Origin of the sequence: Serratia sp. CY29653 (genome assembly GCF_052169255.1) — a bacterium.
In the GTDB taxonomy this organism is placed as follows: domain Bacteria; phylum Pseudomonadota; class Gammaproteobacteria; order Enterobacterales; family Enterobacteriaceae; genus Serratia; species Serratia sarumanii.
Map to the genome: position 1 here is coordinate 154,085 of NZ_JBJNLC010000005.1, position 17,171 is coordinate 171,255.

At 49.2% G+C, this 17,171-nt stretch carries 16 protein-coding genes and 1 tRNA gene; 4 read left to right on the top strand and 13 right to left on the bottom strand.

Annotated elements, in window-relative coordinates:
• Window positions 1-656: 656 nt before the first annotated feature.
• Window positions 657-1,406 (top strand): NAD-dependent epimerase/dehydratase family protein, encoded by a 750-nt coding sequence (locus ACJ8HN_RS20465; RefSeq protein ID WP_033650001.1) that lies wholly within the window; start codon window positions 657-659, stop codon window positions 1,404-1,406.
• 32 nt (window positions 1,407-1,438) lie between these two features.
• Here the strand turns inward: ACJ8HN_RS20465 and ACJ8HN_RS20470 are convergent, their stop codons facing one another.
• Complete coding sequence (locus tag ACJ8HN_RS20470; RefSeq protein ID WP_060424166.1) at window positions 1,439-2,605, bottom strand: MFS transporter; 1,167 nt, start codon at window positions 2,603-2,605, stop codon at window positions 1,439-1,441.
• 731 nt (window positions 2,606-3,336) lie between these two features.
• Here ACJ8HN_RS20470 and ACJ8HN_RS20475 point away from each other — a divergent pair.
• Window positions 3,337-3,507 carry a hypothetical protein gene (locus ACJ8HN_RS20475; protein WP_162846235.1) on the top strand — a complete coding sequence of 57 codons (171 nt, stop codon included), beginning with the start codon at window positions 3,337-3,339 and terminating at the stop codon, window positions 3,505-3,507.
• Between the two features lie 64 nt (window positions 3,508-3,571).
• Here ACJ8HN_RS20475 and ACJ8HN_RS20480 read toward each other — a convergent pair whose 3' ends face one another.
• The 8 genes from ACJ8HN_RS20480 to ACJ8HN_RS20515 all read right to left on the bottom strand — a co-directional run bounded on the left by ACJ8HN_RS20480 (window position 3,572) and on the right by ACJ8HN_RS20515 (window position 11,844).
• Window positions 3,572-4,084 (bottom strand): Mpo1 family 2-hydroxy fatty acid dioxygenase, encoded by a 513-nt coding sequence (locus ACJ8HN_RS20480; protein WP_442523867.1) that lies wholly within the window; start codon window positions 4,082-4,084, stop codon window positions 3,572-3,574.
• A gap of 81 nt (window positions 4,085-4,165) precedes the next feature.
• Window positions 4,166-6,898 carry an SIR2 family protein gene (locus tag ACJ8HN_RS20485; protein WP_442523869.1) on the bottom strand — a complete coding sequence of 911 codons (2,733 nt, stop codon included), beginning with the start codon at window positions 6,896-6,898 and terminating at the stop codon, window positions 4,166-4,168.
• Window positions 6,899-7,835: 937 nt separating this feature from the next.
• Entirely contained in the window at window positions 7,836-10,181 is a 2,346-nt protein-coding gene (locus tag ACJ8HN_RS20490) for a primase-helicase zinc-binding domain-containing protein (RefSeq protein WP_442523870.1), read from the bottom strand.
• Window positions 10,182-10,192: 11 nt separating this feature from the next.
• Window positions 10,193-10,528 carry a DUF5375 family protein gene (locus ACJ8HN_RS20495; RefSeq protein ID WP_442523871.1) on the bottom strand — a complete coding sequence of 112 codons (336 nt, stop codon included), beginning with the start codon at window positions 10,526-10,528 and terminating at the stop codon, window positions 10,193-10,195.
• Window positions 10,525-10,788, bottom strand: coding sequence for a hypothetical protein (locus tag ACJ8HN_RS20500; RefSeq protein WP_033638781.1), 264 nt, complete (start codon window positions 10,786-10,788; stop codon window positions 10,525-10,527). The genes ACJ8HN_RS20495 and ACJ8HN_RS20500 overlap by 4 nt, the downstream gene beginning before the upstream one ends.
• Window positions 10,785-11,333: a host cell division inhibitor Icd-like protein gene (locus tag ACJ8HN_RS20505; protein WP_442523873.1), complete on the bottom strand. Its 549-nt coding sequence runs from the start codon at window positions 11,331-11,333 to the stop codon at window positions 10,785-10,787. Before ACJ8HN_RS20505 ends, ACJ8HN_RS20500 begins: the two co-directional genes overlap by 4 nt.
• Window positions 11,334-11,338: 5 nt before the next feature.
• The gene (locus ACJ8HN_RS20510; protein ID WP_044030641.1) at window positions 11,339-11,584 is read right to left on the bottom strand and encodes a hypothetical protein; all 246 of its coding nucleotides are present in this window, start codon (window positions 11,582-11,584) and stop codon (window positions 11,339-11,341) included.
• Entirely contained in the window at window positions 11,581-11,844 is a 264-nt protein-coding gene (locus tag ACJ8HN_RS20515; protein ID WP_442523874.1) for a helix-turn-helix transcriptional regulator, read from the bottom strand. The genes ACJ8HN_RS20510 and ACJ8HN_RS20515 overlap by 4 nt, the downstream gene beginning before the upstream one ends.
• A 530-nt stretch (window positions 11,845-12,374) precedes the next feature.
• On the opposite strand from ACJ8HN_RS20515, the gene ACJ8HN_RS20520 reads away from it, so the two are divergent.
• Window positions 12,375-13,100 (top strand): NAD-dependent aldehyde dehydrogenase, encoded by a 726-nt coding sequence (locus ACJ8HN_RS20520; RefSeq protein ID WP_442523875.1) that lies wholly within the window; start codon window positions 12,375-12,377, stop codon window positions 13,098-13,100.
• Window positions 13,097-13,351: an ogr/Delta-like zinc finger family protein gene (locus ACJ8HN_RS20525; RefSeq protein ID WP_016929806.1), complete on the top strand. Its 255-nt coding sequence runs from the start codon at window positions 13,097-13,099 to the stop codon at window positions 13,349-13,351. The genes ACJ8HN_RS20520 and ACJ8HN_RS20525 overlap by 4 nt, the downstream gene beginning before the upstream one ends.
• A 323-nt stretch (window positions 13,352-13,674) precedes the next feature.
• Here ACJ8HN_RS20525 and gapS4b read toward each other — a convergent pair whose 3' ends face one another.
• The 4 genes from gapS4b to ACJ8HN_RS20545 form a co-directional block, all read right to left on the bottom strand.
• A complete protein-coding gene (gene gapS4b, locus ACJ8HN_RS20530) occupies window positions 13,675-14,787 on the bottom strand; it encodes a GapS4b family protein (RefSeq protein WP_442523877.1) in 1,113 nt (370 codons plus the stop codon).
• Complete coding sequence (gene gapS4a / locus ACJ8HN_RS20535; RefSeq protein WP_442523878.1) at window positions 14,787-15,713, bottom strand: GapS4a family protein; 927 nt, start codon at window positions 15,711-15,713, stop codon at window positions 14,787-14,789. Before gapS4a ends, gapS4b begins: the two co-directional genes overlap by 1 nt.
• A 16-nt stretch (window positions 15,714-15,729) precedes the next feature.
• Entirely contained in the window at window positions 15,730-16,893 is a 1,164-nt protein-coding gene (locus tag ACJ8HN_RS20540) for a tyrosine-type recombinase/integrase (protein ID WP_208061018.1), read from the bottom strand.
• A gap of 162 nt (window positions 16,894-17,055) precedes the next feature.
• Window positions 17,056-17,150, bottom strand: a tRNA-Sec gene (locus tag ACJ8HN_RS20545).
• Window positions 17,151-17,171 lie beyond the last annotated feature (21 nt).

Below are 17,171 nucleotides of genomic sequence, written 5' to 3' on the forward strand. Positions count from 1 at the left end.
ATCCTTAGACTTCGCGTTCTGCCGCTCCCCCCGCACTGGCCTGGCGCTGAGGCGGAATTCGGCGCAAAAAAAAACCTAAACCTCGCGGCCTCTGCCCCATCGGGGAACAGAAACGCGAGGTTTAGGTTTTGCCTGCCGTAGCAGTAACAACCCTAAATCGGTTGAGTTATGACGTTAACACCGCGGATTTTGCCGGCGCAAGGCTTTGCACCGGCAAATTGCCGAACTGTGATCGGGTGGGCAAAACCGTCCCGGGGTGGCAAATAAGGCCTGCCGCCCTCTATCGGCTTCAGCGCCACGGTGATATATCGCGCAGGCGATAGAATGGAAAGGGATGGCGGAGTACCGCTCCGCTTCGCCCAAAAACATAAGATTAACTAACCTAATAATTCACTATCAAGCGAAAGCAAAGCGCTCGCTCATCCACTGCCAGTCCTCGTTTTTTCGTCACAACCCGCAATCCATAAGGTAAATAGATCGCCAAACCTGATTGCGCATCGTTAACATTCCACGATATTCACCCGCGCAAAAATCACCGTGCGCAATTGAAGATGGCGACAGAAACATCAGAGATACTAATTAAAACGACTGGACAAAAGTCACGCGGGGGATTATTACTGGTCAACGCGTAATCGATTGTAGGGATGACAGCGACCATGACGTTGCGGACTGAGTTGGGACGGATTCTGATCACCGGCGCCGGCGGCCGGGTAGCCACGGCGTTTCGTCTGGCGATGGGCGATCGCTACGCGCTGCGCCTGGCGGAACGAGACATCAGCCTGCTGAGCGATCGGCAGCCGGGCGACGAAGTCATCAGCTTCGACATCGCCGATCTCGATGCCTGCCGCGCGGCCTGCGCCAATATCGACACCGTGTTGCATCTGGCGGCCGATCCCTCCCCCGATGCCGACTTCTGCGGTTCGTTGATGGACAACAACATTCTCGGCACCTTCAATATCTTCCGCGCGGCGAAAGACGCCGGCTGCCGCCGGGTGGTGTTCGCCAGCAGCGCGCAGGCGGTGGAAGGCTATCCGCTCGATTACCAAATCCGCCCGGATGACGCGCCGAAGCCGAAGAACCTGTACGGCGCCAGCAAAGCCTTCGGCGAAGGCATCGCCGCCTACTTCGCCCATCAGGAAGGGCTTTCCGCCCTGTCGGTACGCATCGCCAACTTCACCACCCTCAGCCCGGGCGATCGGCTCAGCGCTCGCGACATGAGCGCGTTCCTCAGCCATCGCGACGCCGCCGATCTGCTGGAGCGCTGCATTCGCGTCGAAGGGGTGCAATATGCGGTGGTGCACGGGGTTTCCAATAACCGCTACACGCGTTTATCGCTGGAAGAGACCCGTCGCCTGCTGGGTTACGCCCCGCAGGACGATGCGTTCAGCCTGCTCGGCTTTGAGTAGGTGCGGCGAGCAGGCCCGCCGCATCTGCGTATTTAGCCGTTGGCGTAAACGACTTTTGCGGCGGTGCGGCTGGTGAACAACACCAGCAGCAGCGCCAATCCGGCGATAATCGCCCCCATCACCGGCACGAAGCTGTAGCCCAAACCGGCGGAGACCACCGCGCCACCGGCGGCGGCGCCCAGCGCGTTGCCCAGGTTAAAAGCGCCGATGTTGACCGAAGACGACAGCCCCGGCGCTTCGCTGGCCACGCGCATCACGCGCATCTGCAGCGGCGGCACCACGGCAAAGGTCGCCGCGCCCCAAATCACCATGCTCACCGCCGCGCCGATGTCACTGCGCGCCAGCAGCGGGATCAGCAGCATGATGGCCACCAGCAGCAGCAAAAAGCCCTTCAGCGTCGCGCTCTCGGAACGGTCGGCGAACTTGCCGCCGAGGTAGTTGCCGATGGAGAAACCGACGCCGATCAACACCAGCATGGTCGTCACGAACAGCGGCGTCGCCTCGGTGATGTGCTGCAATACCGGCGAGATGTAGGTATAGAGCGTGAACATCGCGCCCGCCCCCAGCACGGTGGTCAGCAGCGCGGTCAGCACCTGCGGCCGCACCAGCACCGACAGCTCGCGTTTCACGTCAGGGCGCGCGCCGGCGCTACCTTTCGGCAACGAGAACCACAGCCCCAGCATGGCGATCACGCCCAGCCCGGCCGTCGCCAGGAACGACATGCGCCAGCCGATGGTTTCACCCAGCCAGGTTGCGGCAGGCACCCCGCCGATATTGGCGATGGTCAGGCCCATAAACATGGTCGCCACGGCGCTGGCCTGTTTCTCTTTCGGCACCACGCTGGCGGCCACCACTGAACCGAGACCAAAGAAAGCGCCGTGGTTCAGGCTGGTGATGATGCGCGACAGCATCAGGGTGGTGTAATCCGGCGCGATAGCCGACAGCACGTTGCCCAGGGTAAAGATCGCCATCAGGAAAATCAGCGCACTTCTGCGCGCCCGGTGCGACAGCAGCAGCGTCATCAGCGGCGCGCCGACCATCACGCCGACGGCGTAGGCGCTGATCAACATGCCGGCCATCGGAATGGAGACGTCCACCCCTTTGGCGATGGTCGGCAGCAAGCCCATGGGAGAGAATTCGGTGGTGCCGATGCCAAACGCCCCCACCGCCAGCGCTAACAAGGGATAATTCACTTTCATGCAACAACTCCGGTTTACCGCTGCCGAAGCGCGGGAACAGTTAAGATGCCGAAAGTATGACATTGATCACACCAAAGATAAGCAGGCGGGAGGCTAAAAGACTTTTGCAAATTTGTTAAAAGTGAGGAGGTGAGATCGGCATTGGGCATCAAGGTTGCTTTACCGCGATCGCGGCGATGCGTGCGGAGAATGGCGTTAATGCGTCTGAAGGATAAGCGCCGAGGGGAATCACTCTGCACTTGGGGTATTTAACCTCCGCATACCATGCCCGAATAAATCCAATGAAAAACCAACGATATTCCTTACTGATTATGCGTTATCGGCGATAGCATGGAAAACCCTTGCCCTACCAACTCACTGATATACACGCAATGAATGTAACCAACAAAATCAATTCTTATATAATTCTGACATGAATTATATAAGCCAAATAAACACCATTGATATCAGAATACACAAAAAGAAACTAACATAATGAAATTGAAAGCATTTTATAGATAGTTCCCAAAACAATTAAATTCAAAAATAATTACAGATCATATATTAAAATGATAAATAAGTTGATATTTAAAAATTAAAAACGTAAATAAAAAAGTCAAACCATCCAAATAAGAAAGAGAAAATATGCCTATCTTCCATATTCTCTCCTATGGGTTGAATATATAAGCGAACATGTAAATATCTTTATGCCCGGCGCTATGGTGGCGCCGCTTTGATTAAGGAAAGATCGTATGTCTAAGTCACCTATTGGTACTACCGCCTCAACAGGACAGAAATGCCCGGAAAGCGGTGTCTGGGAAGTGGTTGGCAAACCCTCAACCACAGCGCCAATCGCCAAAGGCAATATCATGCCTCCCTATGGCGGCAAAGGCGTCACCTGGAAATTGATCCAACACGCCTAATCTGAACCCATTCAGCCTCTTTCTTTGAAAGAGGCTCTTCATCTGACTATCGGAATCGCCTCGTTTAGCGCTTTGCATTGCGCACTTTGCCCGCACGCAGTTCGATGTTCCGCGCCAGTTCGCGCAGCCCGCCGGCCAGGAAGCAGGCTTCCGCCAGCACGAACAGCGGGCCGATGATAAGGCCCGTCACGTCGTCCATAAACGCCGGTTTTCGCCCCTCCCAGACGTGCCCGACAAACTGAAACAGCCAGCCGATGACGAAACCGCCGATGCCGATGCTCAGCCACGCCGCCGTCGACAGCGACGCCACCCAGGCGCCGAACCCGAGGCACAGCAGCAGCAACGCCAGCATCATGACGCCAAGGCGCAGGCTCAGCCGCAGGTAATAGAGGGCCGCGACGATAACCACCGCGCAGGCCGGCGAAAACGGCAGCCATCCCGCCCCCCACGCCGGCCGGGAGAGCAGCGCCAGCAGGCTGACGACGATCAGCGGGATGCCGATAAAATGCGTGGCGATATTGCGCGCATCGCGGTGGTAGGCGGCATAAGCGGCAAGTTGATCTTCCAGGCTTCGCATGTTGACCTCCGAATGGTACGCGCACGGCCGAGCTTGCTCATTGCATTAAAGATAGCCGTATCGTTCAGCATAGGAAAATGATCAGGGATTGGCGGAAGATAAGTGATTAAAGCGTGACGTTATTTTTTTTATCTTCCTTAGCGCTTTAGAGAAATCCTTTAAACCTCTTTTTTTCACAATATGATTGAGTAGTTCTTGTAACCCTAACACTTCAGTAGAATAAGTAATTTTCTTATCGATTGATTCAATCAAAAACTCAATATCGGAGGGTAACTCTTGTCTTGCGCGCAAAATATCAATAGCCACCAAAAACAATTCATAGCTAAGCATAACATTTTTGGAATCAGCGCTTCCAATTACATCTAACATTGCCTTTTTAATTTTTTTATTGTTTTTTCCCTGAGTTATTCTAAATAAACCATACATTATTGTTTTAGCTGATTTTATTCTTTCACTAATAGGGTAATCATTTAAAGTTGAAAGGATAGCGTCAATTCTTGAATCATCATCGTATACGATGCCAATAGCATTTAAAATACTGTATATATTCTGATTTCCAAACTGAGTAATGGCTAACTTTTCATGGTAACCAGAAGACATTGTTATTTTATCTATAATACCATCCAATATTGATTTAACTTGATTTGGAGGTAAGGAGGCTTTTGAATTATTAAACCGAATGGTTAAGTACTCTATTAGAGAGTCATAGAATGATATGTTGTGTAGAGATGATTTCAATATGATATCAAGCTGCTCTAAAACTTTTACCTCTTGCTTATCTGATAATGAAAAATGAGAAATCATGAAGAAAACATTAAGCATCTCGCCTTCAAAAATATTGGGTTTTATTTTGCTCGACACATACATATTCTTTATGTTTGTTAAAGATGAACAAACCAGCCAATTGAGTGAGGTTTCGTCTGTCTTGAACATAAACCAACTCTTATCTTCCCTTTTGAATATTATCCTTAGCGTCTTAATATCAAGATATCTAATGCATGCGTAAATTTCTACCTTACTTAATTCAATAAAACCATTTTTTGAATCATTAGCTATTTTAACCTCAAGCAATTTTCTAACAAGATGTTTAAAGTCTAAATAAGCATCTATCAGACAACCATTAATGCTGCTAAAATTTATCAGGTTTTTTAGTACAAATGAACCCTTGAACTTTTCATTGTCCATAAGGAAAATTGTCTTAGTTTTATTTGCATCCTGATATTTTGTCAACAGCTTACTTGCTTCATAACTCATTCTACTTAGGTAGTTGAAAGTTACTAAGTCATATATGGCTGAGTTTTTATTTTTAATTACCCTAGGCAATGACTCATAAAGCTCTTTTATTTTTGGTTCTTCTATGTGATTGTAGTGTTCTCGATCAGAATTAAAATTATATTTTAATCTATTGAGTATAAGCACTTTGTTCAAAAGAGAGATAAAAAGGCCAGTATAGTCTTTATTTTTTAGACATGAGTAAACACTTCTCTCAATCAGATTGTAAGCCTGCTCATATTGACCAAGATGATATAACAAATAAGATTTCTTTCTATCTAAATTAGATGTAGATGATAATGAAAATGTATCTGTATTAAATTCAAAATTGATATCCGACTCGATATTTTTCACATAGCAATCATTTAATATTTCATTGATTAAAATGGCATCACCTTTATCCTTACTTAATATTACACCATAAATATCCGCTTTGTATAAAATTTTAAACATTTCCTCAAGTGCTTGGCGGTTGCACTCTATTCTTGCTTCACTTCTTAAGATATTAACGAACTCTTCGTAATACGTTCGCAATTCATTATTGTTATCCCCAGACGTGACCTCATCCGTATAGAATTCTAGGAAAGCTCTCTCTTCATCATCATGAAATAAATAAATCAGATGACAGTTTGTCAGCGTGTCGACTATCTGATCAGAAAGTATGGAATCTATTGTATCTAAATTTCTTAATTTATCATTAATACCTTCTATTAAATCCGCATCATCATTTATTTTTAAAAGCTCTGGTTTTTTAATGTTTAATAAAAAGGTATAGAGCTTATTAGAATAAGCATTATCAAATTTTTTGTAGTACTCATCAGTGATCACTAATGTTGTTATTCCATGATTTTCTAAGTATTTTATTTCGGATGGTGTTTCGTCGAATGTAACTAAAAACATGGGGGGCCTGACGTCCGAATGATTCTGAGCCCACTTAATTACCTGCTTCAAATCAATATCATTATACGAGTAACCAATAAACAGTACGGTGTGTGTTGATATTATACTTTTGATGTAGTTCTCGATTAATGGAAAATTCATACTGTAATTTATATAGTCATCTTCCTTGAAGACAATATTATGGTTTTTAAAATCACCGTGCATTTTTACGACTTTTTTATCGAGAGAGGATTTCATCAAATCTTTATCGCTTGCAACCACACTATAAAAATAGCTCTTATCGTAAACGGCCGACTCAAGTATATCATCCCAGTTCGTTGTTATAATTACATGCGGGTTAATTTCAAAAATTGTCTCATGTATCTTTGTATAGGGAACATTGTCAGGAAAGAATTGTTTTATCTTTTTGTAGTAATTATATTCTTTAAAAGTTAAATAGTATAGTTGTGCAATTTTTAAATAATCACTCTCGCTTTTGATATTTAAATCTTTGAGCAAGCAGGAAATAAGATCTGACCAAGCTGGCATCTTAATACTTCCGCTCTCAGAAGATTTTGAAACACCTGCACCCACAAATATTGCCAATGATTCATCTTCATTAGCCTTAATTATCTGATTGATATGAGCTTTAATATTATCCATATAACCATTCCTTAAACAAAATGTCTGCTTACCACTACATCTTTTTTTCGCGCTTCAAGGTAGTTAGCATGATTATAGACTTCGCGAGAATGTTATTTTTATAGACATGTGCTATCAAAATCCTGCTCATGAATAGTTGTCAACATTGTATGCCTGAAACCCATGAGTGTAGCAAGGTCTTTCTTTGTAACTAATTAACTCAATGACCTATAAAACACTTTCTTTAGAGGTTGATTTGCTATGGTTGTTTCCGCTCATAAAAATATAGGAATAATAACCAGTAACGGATTTGAGTTACTTAAGAGTTCTATAGCGTGGACGGAAAGAGGCACGATATGAAATCTACGCACTTTCGTGCGTTCGGCGGGTATCTCCCTGACACCTTTCTTAAGCTCCTTATCATCCCACTTAGCGCCATATCCATAACAGAAGTACTCGAATGGCGGAAGATCACAGGAGTGCAAGAATCAACATAACACATTGTTTTAAATAAAATAATTTTATATTGCCCAGTCGAAATATACACACACATATACATGTTTGCTACCGCTACATTCAGAGTTGTTTAAATTACAGACAATACCGGCGCTTACTCCACTTACAAAAAAGATTTATAGGAAAACTGTTCACACTGTTCACTTTTATTAAAAAGATATAAATATCATAAAGATAAACAGTGATTAGTTATAGGTTAACTGGTCACTACTGTTCACTTTTGCGTGAAGAGTTAATCCATAGGTACAAAAAAACCGGCCTGAGCCGGTTTGGGGAGCGCTTGTCGTTGTGATACCCGCCGTTTGACGGCTAATGTGATGCCCTGGTGTTGCAGTGGTATTCATCGCCACTATAGGCGGTATGGCTATTGAGCGTCCAATGGGTTCGGCAGATCAATAAAGGCCTATTGATCGGCACGGCCGATCGTGACCGCAGGGCATTGCTACGCTTCACACTTAGGCAACCAGTCCGCTTCACACTCATCATTCAGTACCAGATTGGTCTGTATCCCAAGATTGGTTTTCCGCTTCAGCAATGTGATCTCATACTCAAGTAGGGTTTGCGGTATCGCTCGACCAAAAGCGGTTAAGCTCATTGGTTTTTGATGGCCGCGTGCCTCCATGAACGACAAGTAAGCGTGATATAGATACTTCCGCGGGTTGGCAGGGATAATGTTGGCATTACCCATATGTAGCCCGTTAGCTGTACTCTCTGCCAATAAATAACCGCAAAAATCAACCAGCGGATCGGCATGCCGTTTGATTTCCAGGGCTTCCGCCGAACTTTGCTGCGCCTGGAGCAGTGCACGCGCGTCATTCGGGTTGGCAAAACGTTGCATCAGGTGACGCACGATAACCGCCAGCTCTTCGGTGATCTTCGCCAGCAGCAGCGGATCACGCTCTTCGGGGGCGATAGCCTCCGGGAACGGCAAAATAACCCGGCGGCGCGAGATGCCGCCGCTGCGGTCGCTGAACTGCATGGGGTTGTTGTTGACTGCCAAAATCACCGCAGGAATGTGCGCCGCGTAGGCGTCGCGGTATTTCGGGTCGATGGCGACCGCATCGCCGCCGGTGATGGCCTTGATACCGGCCCCGTCACCGCTCCACTTCTCCTGGTCGGGCAGAATAATCAGCGAGAAGCCGACCACGCTGGCACGCTCGCGCGCCGACTCCAGGTTGTCGATGGTGGCGGAGGTGGTGTTGTCGGCTCCTGCCAACAACCGGGCGATGGCCGCCATCACGCTTTTGCCGCTGCCGCCGGGGCCGGTCACTTCAAGGAACAGCTGCCAGTCGTAGCGGTTGGCCAGCACCATAAAGAGTGCCGCGAGGATACGTTCTTGCTTGTCGTGATTGCCCCCGGCGGCCCGCGTCAGCCACTGCCAGAAGTGCGGCGCATGGTCGGCCAGGTTCTCCCCGGCACGCGGCGGCGTGTAGTCCACGCTGTTGACGGTGCGCAGCCAGTGCTCTTGCCGGTGGGCGCTGAACTGCCCGCTCACGGTATCAAACACCCCGTTACGAAAACCAATCAACCGGCGGGCCGGGTCGCCCATCTGCGGCACCATCAGCTTGAGGGTGTCCAAAATGCTGTTGATACCGGCGGCAGAGAACGGTGCACGCACCTTCTGGAACAGCGCAGCAATCTCTCGGCTCAGCTGCCGGTGCGGCAGCACCTGCCAGGCGCCGCGCGTATAGCGGCACAGCTCTTCCCCCACCGGTGGCACCGCCAGGGTGTTGCCGTAATGTTCGGCCAGCAGTTCGGCCTTCTCGCTGGCGCTCATGGCTTTTAAATCGGCATCACTCAGCGTGTCGAACGGGCTCGGCTCCGGTGGCTGGCTGAACGCCTGGAGCTGCGCGCGCGTGGCTTCTGCGCCCTGCTGACAGTAGACATCGTTCCAGTCACCTTCCGTGGGCGGCAGTGCCGGAGTGCCGCCGGTGAGTGTGGCCGCCTCGGCGGCGCGGGTCTGCCCGGTACCGCTGCGGTCATTATCGGCCGCCAGCAGCAGCCGCGCATCCGGATAGTGGCTGCGCAGGTGCTGCGCCACCGCCGCCAGGTTGTTGGCGCTCAGTGCCACGCACACCGTTTCGCCGGTCAGGCGGTGCACGGTGAGGCCGGTGGCATAGCCTTCGGTGAGCCAGATAACCGCGTTGTCCGGGCCGCAGAGGGTGTGGCAGGCGGCTTTCACCTGCCCGCCTGCCAACATGCGTTTGTCGCCGCTGGCGTTAATCAGCTGCACGTTGACCACCTCGCCCCCGGCATTGTACAGCGGCAACAGCAGGTCGCCGGGCTGGTAGGTGATACCGCCAACGCGCAGCGGCTGGCCCTGCAAGGTCAGGGTGTCCACCTCCGGCCAGCCCTTGGCGCTCAGGTAGGCGTTGCCGCTTTTGCACTGAGCGGCAGCCACCAGAGCCTGTGCCTGTCGCGCGGCTTTGCGCTGGGCCTCAGCCTTGTCTTGCCCCCCGACCTTCTGTGAGGCATGGCCGGTCTCAGCGGCCGGTGGCAGAGCGTTGGTGTTCTCCCCCATCACGGCAGCCACCTGTTCGGCAGCGGCCCTGGCAGACAGCGACAGGGCCTTTTCCACCAGGTTGAGGCCGTCACCAGCCCCGCACTGATTGCAGAACCAGGTGCCGCGCCCGTCTTGGTTGTCGAAACGGAAGCGGTCTTTACCGCCGCAGGTTGGGCACGGCTGCGGCTTGCCGTTCGGCTGCAAGGCGATGCCGAGCGCCGGGAGTATCACCGGCCACTGGCCGGTGGCGGTGCGTACAGTCTGGGAAACGAAGTGGGCGCTCATCCTTTCTCTCCTCAGTGTACGGTGGCGTTCTGTGCCGCCGACAGGCGCTCACAGCACAGCTCGTCCATCATCTTTTGCCCGAGCGCGGTCAGGCGCGGCGCGGCCACCAGAACGTCCGGCTGCACCATGTCACTCAGCATGGTGCACGCCATGTCCATGCCGTCTTCTGCGCCGTACTGACGCACAAAGTGCCCCTCCAAACGCAACGCAATCGTCATCTGCAGCTCGTCCAGCGTGTACCCCAGGCTCACCTGGTAAAAGGCGCAGGTATCCAGATAGGCCTGCGCCACGGCGCGGCGGAAAACGGCGGTACGGACTTCAATCGGTAAACAGGATGCAGTGTTCATGCGGCGGTGGCCTCCATGCGGGCAAGGATTTGGGATTCACAGGTGTTGACGACGTGGCCGAGCTGGTCGGTCAGCAAGGCAATGACCGAGGCGAACGATGCCTGTTGCTCAGCGTCGGGGCGCTGCCCGCCGAGGTCGAGGGTGTCCAGCAGGTCGAGGAACAGCACGCCGGTGGCGTGCGCATGCTGGAGACGCAGAAAATCGGCGTGCGGGATAGGATAATGGGTGTCGCGGTAATAGCGGTCGGCCAGGGTGTTCATGCTGCCGCCTTAACCGGCAGACGACCGGCAAAGGACAACACGTAATCACGGACCAGCAGGCGGCGGGCGTTGCGTTCGCTATCCGCCACGGTGCGCACGATACGCGGTGGCGCCGTCAGCGCAGAGCGGCGCACGGCCGCAAACAGAAAGCAGAATGTAGGGTGAGTTGGGGTGAGGGTCGTAGCCATGGTGGCAGCCTCCAAGGTTAATGGATTACCGCTACCACCGAAGTTTCCACGCTTATGGGTGGTAGCCCAGACGGGGGTGGAAATACCGGCAACCTTGGGAACCGGCCTGACCGAAGTCAGCCCCGCCTGAGCCACCATTGATTGACTGCTGCGATAGCATAACATCCACCGCGCAAAAAATGAGCGCACTAAGGCTGCGACATAAAAAAACACGCGTGGCGCGTGTTCATTTGTCGCCAAGATTAAGCTCGGGTTTCCACGCCCGGCTGCCGATTTTGCGGCAGCGGGAGGACTATAGCGCAAGGCCGGACGTGGGGGCAAGCCGTAAGACACCCCCGGACGTTCAATCGATCGCATAGTGATCAACAGTCTGTAAGCTGGTCATTGCGGGTCTCAGCGGCGGCGCAGGTCAGCGGCACCGGCCCGGCACGGAACAGGCGCGGTTCGGCCTGGCGACTCGCCAGACGAATAACGCCGTGTTTTTCGCTGCGGTGCTCCGGCAAGACAACGCCAGGCTCTTTACGCTGCAACAGGATAGCTTCCGCCACAAACAGCGCGTCGCGCTCATCGAGGGTGAAATGCTGGCGACCAAAGGTTAGCTGCATCATACGGCGGCCTCCTGGTGACGGTTGGCGATACGTTCGTCCATCCACTGCTCGACCTCGGAGGCCAGCCAGGCGACGTTTTTACCGCCGAGGGAGACCTGAGCCGGGAACTGCTTGCGGCTCATCATCTCGTACACGGTGGAGCGGGACAGGCCGGTGGTGTAGAGCACTTCCGGCAGGCGGATAAAGCGCTCGCGCGGGGTGTAACTGCCAGGAATAACCGGCGACGGGATTGATGGGGTGGGGGTGGAAACGGTCAACATAAAACGCTACCTCTTTGTGTCCGGCCAACGCTGGCCGGGACTGTGTGAACTTCGGTAGCGCCCTATTATGTGAATATTTACCGGGGTGGCAACAAGGTGTTGTTGTGTGGCTCATTAAGAAATGGTCATAAAAGCAACAAATTATAATAGCTCAGCAATCCTCACTACTCCTCACCCTTCCTCAACATTAGCCCATAGTTTTCAACAATGAATTCATTGCTAATAAATAGGTATAAACAGACTAACCACCGCTAGCCAGGGAAAAGGGTGTTTTGGGCCGGGTGAACAGTGGTGAACACTGGGTGAAGAGTTTAGCGAAAAGTGTTCACCATCTTATTTACTGATTTATCTATATTTTTTCTTTGGGTGAACAGTAGTGAATAGTTTTAGGTAAAACTAAAAACGGCTTGGTGGTTTTCTCATCAGTGCCCAAGGCTGTTGTCCTGGGGATAGTCCAACCGGGATGAATGGCGATGTTGTACGGCGGTCAGCAGAATAGCTTCACATTGACTGACACCGGAGACACGACCATGAGCAGCACCGCCTTACCGAAATACATCACCGATAAACTGCAAGCCCTGCGTGACGCTCGCGCCGCCCACGACAAAAACTATCAGGCGTTGACCGACGTCGTGACAGGCATTGCCCGCTGCCATCAACAGAAGAAAGACACCGAAGTGCAGAGCCAGGAGGCAGAAAGCCAGTGGCGCACCCTGTTTCGCAAACTGCGCGGAGAAATGACGCCGGAACTGCAAGCGCAGCACCACAGTCGGATTTCCAAGCGGGAGCTGGCGAAAGAGTTCGACGGCCTGATTGAGGAGATGGAGCTGGACAAAATGCAGCTTCACCTCAACTGCGGCGGCACAGCCCCGAAGGTGGTGAGCGCGCACAAAGACGCCCTCACGACCTTTGCTGCCCATGCGATGCATCAGGCCGTGGATGCGCTGAGCAAGGCGCTTATCAGCCCTGATGTTATCAAGGCTTGCGCACTGGCTTCACGGGCTTACGGCGTCTATGCGGACAATCCGATGAAAATGATTGAGCTACAGGTACTGGGCACGCTACAAGGCCGCATTCGCGCTACCATGGCTACGCAAAATATCGACCACCCGGTGCTGAATGAGATTGGCCTGACGATACCGCAAGAAACCGGCGTATTGCCGGAACTGCAAAGCAGCCCGATGCGCCGGACGCAAGTGGCAAGAGAACTGGCGGAAAAACGCCGTCTGCTGCAAGAGAAAGGGGCCCAATCATGATGCGCTGCCCGCTGTGCACCCATGCGTCCTATACTCGCACCAGTCGCTATATCACGGAACGGACAAAAGAGGCGTATTACCAATGTCAGAGCCTGACCTGTTCTTGCACATTCAAGACGGTGGAAAGCGTCGATAAAATCCTGTGCCAGCCGATACAGGCGCAACCGGTCGATGAGAACACCTTGCCACCACCGGAGAAACGGACGTTGAACCGCTATCGCCGCTACAACAGCAATCATCCCCTGCACTAATCACACTCCGCCCCGCCGCTCTCGACAGCATCGCGGGGCATTTCTCTTTCGCCTCGCCCAAAACAGCCTTTTTCCTGGCTAGCCAGCCTCAAATTGCGCGTGCATGCATAGGGTGCATGATTTTGCATGCAAGAAAATGCACTTTTCATCCCCAGCGGCACCAGTACTGGCGCGGCCTGCGGCCGTTCATGCAACTGCATGAAAAGCGACACATGAAGTGCGCAGGCGAGGCGGGGGAAGTATTGCGCGCAGTCGTGTTCTAATGAATTTTATAATCGGTAAGGGCTGCGCACAGCCCCAAATCGAAAAGATATCTAACATGGCTAAATTGTAGGCTTCTTGAACTTATCATACTCGCTAATTTTTACAGCTTCGATCATTTTTAGTATCTTTGCTTTGATTTCATCAGCTTTAGATTGGTCATTTCCCTTTGAATTAAAGGCTTTGAAATCGACCAAAAACTCAGCCACCTCATTCCTTTTTGTTGAAAAATCAGGAAACTCATATGATATTTTACATGTAGCATCAAAATCTATATCTTCAATTTTATAACTAGCTACCACTCTAAACACTTTCAATACTGGATGGAGATCAGCATTTTTAATAAAAATGGAATCACTTAAACTACCCTTTAATTTTAACTCTTCAATATCCTTCTCTAACCATTTAACACTTTCAGGGAACTCCTTGCTTTCATCAGGGCAGAACTCAATATCCACTATTTTCTCATAATAAAGTTCATTATTGAGATGTTTCTGAGCCACACTCTTTAGGAAGGCTATCCTTTCCTTATTCTCAAAATGATCGAATTGTATTTTTGATATCGCAGAATCACTTTTTATATGCCCATGTTCTTTCAAATGCTTTTCAAGCCTGCGCAATATTTTATCTGATATTAACTTTGTTTCATGAGAGGTATGTCCCAATGATACATTGACAAATAATTTCTCATCATCTCCACATCGTTTATCTAATTCAATAACACCAGTAAACCGTTGTTTTGTTTCATCCCAGCTATTGGTAAGGTCTGTCCTGACAATCTCAAAATCGAGAGCTATTTTATCACTGTTCTTATCTTTAACATAAAAGTCGTTAATATTACTTATTTCATAATTACAAAATGGATCATCAATTATATCACTAAAATCCAAATATCCACCAATAGCATCAATTAACGTTTCCTCTGAATTCCACTCCATGGTACGCATATGAACTTTTGAGCTATTCTCTTTAGTTTTAATATTTTCTTTTAACTCAATGAACTCATCCGGGCTTACTACCGACTTAACCAGTAGTGGGATTGTATTTATTTTTTCATCACTACTACAGAAAACTCCTCTAGACCTAAGAATGTTCTTTATTTCTACCTTGCTTACTTTGCTTTGCGAAAGTAAAACTTTTAAATTATCGCCCACAGGTAAAAAAATACGATCCATTACTCTTCTCCTCTAAAATCATCAGAGTAGCTTCTTACTCTAATCTGTATAGCAACATCTTCACGCTGCCTAATACCCATATTTATCTTACTAATCATATCAGCGTGCAGTAACTTATTATAATTAGGGAAAAGGAATAATAAATCCTTCGTAATATCAGAAACAAGATCTCGTACAAAGGAAACCAAGTATTCCACATTTGTTTTTGTTAAATGTAAAGATGTTACGAGGCATACTGTTGGCTGGATATCCCCGCCATTGTCAATAAAAAATGGAATAATAGGCGATGAGATGTAATCTACCGGGAGAATTTTTCCATAATATTTCTTATTTAAACCAGTAAAATTCAATGAAGTTTGCGGATAAAAGAAATATACGTTCTTATCAGGGTATTTCTTTTTAACATAGTTAATAGAGTTATATAAAAATGCAGCCCTAGCATTATCCACAAGATGGATGGTTTTAAATTTAAACTCAGGATTTATCCTGATATTTTTAACTTGACTAATGATATCCTGTTTTTCCACCGAAACATCATTGTTAATATAAAACAATACACCAACTTCATTTTTCCTAAGACTGCTAGACAAACCCAGCCCATCATTTATTTCTTTTTTTAATGGAGATCTAGCATAACATTCTAAAGCGTAAGCTAGGTCTTGTAAGTGACTTTTGAATGTAGAGTTAACTCTCGAGTAAGGGGAAGCAGAAAATTTTGATGAAACAAGAACATTATCAATTGTTCCTGACTCCAATGGAGACTCATAAGCAAAAAGCCCATCAATTCCATGCGTTTTTACTGCATGTGCCTTTTTATTGCAATCGATATAATTGTTTTTAGAATGATTGGCCCATCCTAATAAACTGAGAATTCTTGAAACAATCTCCTCTCCTATATCCCCTACTAACTTTGAATACTCACCCATACAAAGATCCTCATCCTTAGAATATTAAATCACTATACCACTGTAACATCTCTCTACGTTTTACAAGGTATTGTGCGTGGTTATATGTACCACGAATACCATTTTTATCCACATGAGCAAGTTGCATCTCAATCCATGCAGAATCAAACCCATGTTCATGCAGGATAGTAGACATTGTATGCCTGAATCCGTGACCGGTGGCACGCCCCTTATATCCCAGCAACTCTATAACCTGATTCACACTTTCCTTACTTATAGGCTTTCTACGGTTGTTTCGTCCAATGAAAATGTAAGGATAGTGACCAGTGATCGGTTGCAGCTGTTTAAACAATTCAACCACCTGCGTAGAGAGCGGCACAATGTGCGGGCGGCGCATTTTCATGCGTTCAGCGGGGATCTCCCAGATGGCACGCTCAAAATCGATCTCTTCCCACGTAGCAAAACGCATTTCTTGCGTGCGGACGCCGGTCAGCATAACGATCTTCGCTGCATTCTTCGTGATGATGCTACCGGTATATCCTTCCAAATCCTTAACAAAGTAAGGTAGTTCCTCGGCCGAAAGGAACGGATGGTGCTTTTGTTTGGGAACGGCTAGCGCGCTGGCGAGATCTGGGGCTGGGTTATATTCCGCCCTACCGGTAATAATTGCGTAGCGGAAGACCTCTCCGCAGCGCTGGCGTACCTTACGGGTCTTTTCCAATGCCCCACGCTTCTCAATGCGTCGCAGCACTTCCAGCAGCTCTAACGGCTTAATTTCGGCAATGGGGCGTTGACCAATATATGGAAACACATCCTGCTCAAAGGTGCGCATGATTTCTTCTCTGTACGCCAGAGTCCACCGGTCAGCCTTGTTCGTGTGCCATTCACGGCTAATCGCTTCAAAGGAGTTCTCGACAGAAAGCTTCTGAGCGAGCTTTTGCGCCTTTTTCTCGGCTACTGGATCAATGCCATTCGCAACCTGCTTACGGGCCTCCCCACGCTTTTCTCGCGCGTCTGCCAGCGTTACCAAGGGATAGGTGCCAAAGGACATCAGCTTGGCTTTTCCGGCATAGCGATAGCGAAAACGCCAACCTTTACTCCCATCAGTATTGATAAGAAGGGACAGGCCTTGGCCGTCGTTGAGGGTGTAGGGTTTTTCCTGCGGTTTGGAACGTCGAATTTGTATGTCAGTTAGAAGCATGTGTATAAGTGGATTCTGTGTATAAAAATGTTATACGCACCATTATACACATTTATCTCGGATTCAGACGGTTATACACGGACTCCAGCGGACAAGAAAAACATATAATCAATTGATTTTATGCATTTTAATGGACTTTTCAGGAACTACCCGGACAACCTTTGGCGGAAGATCACAGGAGTCGAACCTGCCCAGGACCGCTGGCGGCCCCAACCGGATTTGAAGTCCGGCCGCCCCACCGGGGACGAGGATCTTCCTTGGAGAAGAGAAGAAGCAAG

What these genes read in the sequence shown, in the direction of transcription:
- ACJ8HN_RS20465 (WP_033650001.1), top strand. Translation starts at nt 657, where the DNA reads ATGACGTTGCGGACTGAGTTGGGACGGATTCTGATCACCGGCGCCGGC.
- ACJ8HN_RS20470 (WP_060424166.1), bottom strand. Translation starts at nt 2,605, where the DNA reads ATGAAAGTGAATTATCCCTTGTTAGCGCTGGCGGTGGGGGCGTTTGGC.
- ACJ8HN_RS20475 (WP_162846235.1), top strand. Translation starts at nt 3,337, where the DNA reads ATGTCTAAGTCACCTATTGGTACTACCGCCTCAACAGGACAGAAATGC.
- ACJ8HN_RS20480 (WP_442523867.1), bottom strand. Translation starts at nt 4,084, where the DNA reads ATGCGAAGCCTGGAAGATCAACTTGCCGCTTATGCCGCCTACCACCGC.
- ACJ8HN_RS20485 (WP_442523869.1), bottom strand. Translation starts at nt 6,898, where the DNA reads ATGGATAATATTAAAGCTCATATCAATCAGATAATTAAGGCTAATGAA.
- ACJ8HN_RS20490 (WP_442523870.1), bottom strand. Translation starts at nt 10,181, where the DNA reads ATGAGCGCCCACTTCGTTTCCCAGACTGTACGCACCGCCACCGGCCAG.
- ACJ8HN_RS20495 (WP_442523871.1), bottom strand. Translation starts at nt 10,528, where the DNA reads ATGAACACTGCATCCTGTTTACCGATTGAAGTCCGTACCGCCGTTTTC.
- ACJ8HN_RS20500 (WP_033638781.1), bottom strand. Translation starts at nt 10,788, where the DNA reads ATGAACACCCTGGCCGACCGCTATTACCGCGACACCCATTATCCTATC.
- ACJ8HN_RS20505 (WP_442523873.1), bottom strand. Translation starts at nt 11,333, where the DNA reads ATGCGATCGATTGAACGTCCGGGGGTGTCTTACGGCTTGCCCCCACGT.
- ACJ8HN_RS20510 (WP_044030641.1), bottom strand. Translation starts at nt 11,584, where the DNA reads ATGATGCAGCTAACCTTTGGTCGCCAGCATTTCACCCTCGATGAGCGC.
- ACJ8HN_RS20515 (WP_442523874.1), bottom strand. Translation starts at nt 11,844, where the DNA reads ATGTTGACCGTTTCCACCCCCACCCCATCAATCCCGTCGCCGGTTATT.
- ACJ8HN_RS20520 (WP_442523875.1), top strand. Translation starts at nt 12,375, where the DNA reads ATGAGCAGCACCGCCTTACCGAAATACATCACCGATAAACTGCAAGCC.
- ACJ8HN_RS20525 (WP_016929806.1), top strand. Translation starts at nt 13,097, where the DNA reads ATGATGCGCTGCCCGCTGTGCACCCATGCGTCCTATACTCGCACCAGT.
- gapS4b (WP_442523877.1), bottom strand. Translation starts at nt 14,787, where the DNA reads ATGGATCGTATTTTTTTACCTGTGGGCGATAATTTAAAAGTTTTACTT.
- gapS4a (WP_442523878.1), bottom strand. Translation starts at nt 15,713, where the DNA reads ATGGGTGAGTATTCAAAGTTAGTAGGGGATATAGGAGAGGAGATTGTT.
- ACJ8HN_RS20540 (WP_208061018.1), bottom strand. Translation starts at nt 16,893, where the DNA reads ATGCTTCTAACTGACATACAAATTCGACGTTCCAAACCGCAGGAAAAA.